General features: G+C 71.7%; 1 protein-coding gene. It reads right to left on the bottom strand.

Annotated elements, in window-relative coordinates:
• A partial coding sequence (locus GA0115259_RS28140) for an NAD(P)-binding domain-containing protein (RefSeq protein ID WP_256098176.1) occupies positions 1-950 on the bottom strand: 950 nt, incomplete at its 3' end.
• Positions 951-1,107: the final 157 nt, after the last annotated feature.

The following is a 1,107-nucleotide window of genomic DNA, read 5'->3' as shown; positions in this document are numbered from 1 at the left end:
CCGCCCGGCTCCCGCAGCCGCAGCGGTGCGAGATGGTCGATGGCGGCGCGGAAGCCGGTCGCCCAGAGGATCACATCGGCCTCCACCGTCCGCCCGTCGTCCCAGGCCACACCGATCGGGATGATGCGGTCGAACATCGGCAGCCGGTCGAGTACGCCCTCCTCGCGCGCCCGGATGATCGCCTCGTTCAGCGGCAGTCCGGTCACCGAGACCACGCTCTGCGGCGGCAGCCCTTGGCGTACCCGCTCCTCGACGAGCGCGACGGCGGCCCGTCCCTGCTCCTCGCCGAACGGCCCCTCGCGGAAGACCGGCGGACGCCGGGTCACCCAGGTGGTGTCCGCCGCCACCTTCGCGATCTCCATCAGATGCTGGGTGCCCGAGGCGCCGCCGCCCACCACGATCACCCGCAGTCCGGTGAACTCCTCGGGGCCCGGATAGTTCGCCGTGTGCAACTGGCGTCCCAGAAAGGTCTCCTGGCCCGGATAGCGCGGCCAGAACGGGCGGTCCCAGGTCCCGGTGGCGTTGATCAGCGCACGGGCCGACCAGTTCCCTTCGGAGGTCTCCACCAGCAGCCGGCCTGCGACGTCCTCGCGTACGGCCGTGACATCGACGGGCCGGTGGACCCGGAGGCCGAAGCGCCGCTCGTACGCGGTGAAGTAGCCGCCGATCACCTCGGACGAGGGCCGGCCGTCATCGGCCGGCCCGGTGATCAGCTCCATACCCGGGAGCGCGTGCATCCCGTGGACCTTGCCGTACGTCAACGAGGGCCAGCGGAACTGCCAGGCGCCGCCCGGCCGCGGAGCATGGTCGAGGACGACGAAGTCGCGGTCCGGTTCGAGCCCGGACCGCCGCAGATGGTAGGCGCCGGACAGCCCTGCCTGTCCGGCGCCCACGACCACCACATCGATGTCCCGTACTCGTACCCGGTCCCGTACCCCGAAGTCGTTCACGTTTCTACGAACAGCCTCGGAACCGGGAATCTTCCCGCTCATCTCACGATGTCGGTCCGCTCAGCTCGGTCTGCTCAGCGGCCTCCGGCGAGCAGCAGCGGCGCGCCGCCGGGCGCGGACGCCGGACGGCCGTTCGCCGCGGGCACGCCCAGCAGCG

The organism is Streptomyces sp. MnatMP-M17 (assembly GCF_900091995.1).
Taxonomy (GTDB): Bacteria; Actinomycetota; Actinomycetes; order Streptomycetales; family Streptomycetaceae; genus Streptomyces.
The sequence above is the reverse complement of the archived record's forward strand: the minus strand, read 5'-3'. Positions and strand labels throughout refer to the sequence as shown.